Origin of the sequence: Chloroflexus sp. MS-G (assembly GCF_000735195.1) — a bacterium.
Taxonomy (GTDB): domain Bacteria; phylum Chloroflexota; class Chloroflexia; order Chloroflexales; family Chloroflexaceae; genus Chloroflexus.
Window position 1 is genome coordinate 1 of record NZ_JPIM01000247.1, and the last position, 798, is coordinate 798.

Sequence of the window (798 nt, forward strand, 5' to 3'; positions counted from 1 at the left end):
GTACCCCGGCCAGTGGCAGCACCTTCCCCCTTGGCACTACCACCGTCACCTGTTCGGCGAGCGACCCGTCCGGCAACACCGCCACCGGCAGCTTTACGGTCTCCGTCGTCGATACCACACCGCCGACGCTGAATCTGCCGGACAACCTCTTGCGTGAGGCAACCAGCCCGGCCGGGTCGGTAGTCACCTACACCGCAACGGCCAGTGACGCCGTAGCGGGTATAGTGCCGGTGACCTGTACCCCGACCAGTGGCAGCACCTTCCCCCTTGGCACTACTACTGTCACCTGTTCGGCGAGCGACCCGTCCGGCAACACCGCCACCGGCAGCTTTACGGTCACAATCACGCCGTCTGGAGCACCACAAATACCACACCATCGTCTTTTCATCCCGATCATTACCAGTGTATAGGAGCCACTCAAATGTGGTGAGTTGTGGTTATTTGGTGATAAATGCAGCCGATATTTACCGTTAGTCATCGCTCGATAGGACTTCGTCACCTCGTCGAGCAAGGTAATTCCTCAGAAGGTAGGGGCAGATTTTAATCTGCCCCTCCCACCAGTACCACTAGAGGGGCAAAGTTTCCGGTTTTCGGTCGTGCTCCTTCACCATCACCAGCAGGCAGGCAAAAAACTTTACAAACCTCATCATTGGAACCTTAGAGCGTAATCAAAAGCCTGGGCTGTTGATGATTCTCAACCACGACAGCGCCATAATGGCCAGGGAAACGTTGGCGGGCAATGCATGAGTCTCCTCGCAACGGCCAGTGACGCCGTAGCGGGTATAGTGCCGGTGACCT

Annotated in this window: 1 protein-coding gene; it reads left to right on the top strand. The window is 57.1% G+C overall.

What is annotated here, in order from left to right; translation table 11 throughout:
- Positions 1-410 (top strand): HYR domain-containing protein (locus JE47_RS21485; RefSeq protein WP_152556131.1); only part of this gene is annotated, 410 nt, incomplete at its 5' end.
- Between the last annotated feature and the right edge of the window lie 388 nt (positions 411-798).